3 protein-coding genes are annotated in these 2,646 nt (G+C 62.8%); all 3 read left to right on the top strand.

The features are described from left to right. Positions 1–705, top strand: a 705-nt coding sequence (locus ABX749_RS28900; protein WP_372899091.1) for a hypothetical protein, incomplete at its 5' end; no start/stop codon positions are given. 664 nt (positions 706–1,369) lie between these two features. Then, a complete protein-coding gene (locus ABX749_RS28905) occupies positions 1,370–1,981 on the top strand; it encodes a hypothetical protein (protein ID WP_372899092.1) in 612 nt (203 codons plus the stop codon). A gap of 281 nt (positions 1,982–2,262) precedes the next feature. Further along, positions 2,263–2,646 (top strand): PDZ domain-containing protein (locus tag ABX749_RS28910; protein ID WP_372899093.1); only part of this gene is annotated, 384 nt, incomplete at its 3' end.

Raw genomic sequence — 2,646 nt, forward strand, 5'->3', positions numbered from 1 at the left:
GCCGTCGGACGCGCGATTGACGTCGAACCCGCCTGCGATCTCCTCTCCACCGTTCGCTCGATCACGACCGAACTGAGTCGACGAAAACGTTCCCCAGGCGTCGACCAAACGCAAATCGTCGCGCTCGAAACATTTATTAAATCACTCGCCAAGCTGCCCCGAGCAACCAAGATCGAAGTGATGCCCCCGGCCGATCCCCGACAAACGACTGCGGCCTCGATCCTCAATGGCGGCTTCGAACTCGATTCGATCCGCTACTGGAATTCCGTTTCCGGCGCAAAGTGGGAAACCACTCCTGGGTTTGCGTCTTCCGCCAGAATCAGCCCCGAGGCGCACTCGGGAAACCGCTCGCTGAAGATCACCGCGACCGCTGCGGACCCCGACGGTGTCGCCGACGCCTCGGGACGTACCGGCCAGGAGTTTTCCGTCGTTGCCGGTCAACCGTATGCGCTTTCGTGTTGGGTCAAAGCCGACCAACTTGCTGACGGCGCGATGCGAATTCTGGGGCCCGGCGAGGAGACGCTGATCGAATTCGATTCGGGCAGTTACTCCTGGCGTCGCGTGGTTGCACCGTTTCAGGTGACGCAAACCGCGGACGGCCGACGCGTTGATGCCGGCACCATCGTCCCGGTCCGGATCCAGATCGTCGCCAGCGGAGCCGGAACGCTGTGGCTGGACGATCTCGCGTGCCAGAGCAAGCCGTAGTCGCGAAGGGCATGCAGTGCATGCCGACGGAGTGATTCTCGTTAGCGTTAGCGGCAGGGCGCGAGCGGTGTAGGGCATGCTGTGCATGCCGACAGAGTGATTTCCGTTAGCGTTAGCGGTAAGGCGCGAGCCCAATGCCGATACGTGGAAGCACGTCCCACAGTCCCCTCGACCCCGGACGGCAACGCTGTGAAGCATTTTTTAGCGGTAGGGCGCGAGCCCTCCGATGTTTCGGGAACGATGAGGGACCGGAGGGCTTGCGCCCTGCCGCTAACACCTCGTCAAACGCAGGGAATAAATGCTTCACTGCATTGCCCTTCGGGGTCGCAGCGAATCAGTCCGCCGGCGGTGTGGCAGTCTGCGTACGTAATGGAGTTGATGGGTGAGCTTGAGCGTGCGGGCTGGCTGGGTCCGAGGGCGCCGACGTCATTTGCTTCGACACCCTTCGGGGTCGCGTCTGACGGGGAATCGAATGTCCGGAGGTGTCGCTTCGCTCACCTCCGGCTACTGGCTTGGACCCCGGCGGGGTCATGCCCCGCGCCAATACCGCTAATCATCTCCTCTCTTTTTTCAGGTTTTGTTTCAGGGGTTTCACCGCGGCTGCCGCAGGGTCGTGTGTCAGGCAACTCACCCGATTCAAAAAACACTCCACCGAGACAAAACCATGAAACGCCAAATCCTCTGCACCGTCGCCGCCGCCACCCTGTTCACCCTCGCCCTGGCGGCTTCGCCCGCTGAAGTTTCCGCCCAATCGGCCGGATCTTGGGTCGACATCGCCCGCGGACGTGCCGGAGCCGGTGCCAACGCAAGCGGCATGATCCAAATCGCCAAAACCCGCAGCAGTTCGAAAAACGGAGTCGATTTCGGTCACGGATTCGCCCTCGGAGCCGGCCCCAACGGGATCGCCCTGAGTAATTCGATCGGTGTCGGCGGCGGCCAAGCCGGGGCGGCCCACAACGTTCAACTGAATCTCGGACGCGGCGGTGCCCACGTCAGCCACGGCGGAGTGGTCACCCAGGGCGGCAACCGACGCGTGATCAGCGGCGGACACACCGGCACGTCGGGCGGCCAAGTCTACGGCGGCAGCCATTCGACCGGCTACGGACAACACACCAAAGCGTACTCCAAGAGCCACACGCGACAGTGGGGTGGCCAGGTTTATCAAGGTCAGGTTTATCAAGGCCAGGTCTATCAAAGCCAACCCAACGCGACCAATTCCCGCTCGACGCCCACCCGAGTCATCCGTAGCGGCGGGATCCGAATGTTCGGCCGCTAAACGAAACACGACCGCCACCAAGCCTCCGACCTCGGTCGGGGGCTTTTTTGCGTTGGCATTGAAGGAGGTAGCGGAACGGCGCGAGCCGTCCGGTTTGACGTTGAACGACCGGAGGGCTCGCGCCCTACCGCTAACAAACAATACCCCGATTGGTTTGAAGGTAGGAGACATTGGGCTCGCGCCAGCGTCTGGGCGCCGACGCCGACGACAACGACTTTCAAATCACCCCTGCTTTCGTTCCGTTCGTTTCCAAACCCCGACTCCATTTGAGGACTTGACCCATGGCCCTTCGACTCTTCAGCGGCACCGCCGCAACCCTGCTCGTCGTGTTCGCCGTCTTTGCCCAATCGCCACCTGCGGCCGCCGAGCCGGAACCGGATCTGACCCTCACACCCGTGCCGGAATTACTGCGTCTGCATCTACCCATGCTGGGTAAAAAACGCGGCGTGCTGGTCGAATCCGTCACCGCGGGATCGGCCGCGGCCGGCACCGGACTTCGTGCCGGCGACGTCATCTTGGAAGCCGGCGGGCGGGCAATCACCGCCGGCGATGCACTCCAGCAGCCGGACCCGGCGTTTCCGATCGTGGTGCTGCGCCGCGGCCGCGCGCGGGTGCTACACCCTGGGGCCATGGAAAACGGCTTCTTGAACCAGATGTTTGCGCCC

The sequence above is a fragment of the Stieleria sp. genome (assembly GCF_041595215.1).
GTDB classification, from domain to species: domain Bacteria; phylum Planctomycetota; class Planctomycetia; order Pirellulales; family Pirellulaceae; genus Stieleria; species Stieleria magnilauensis.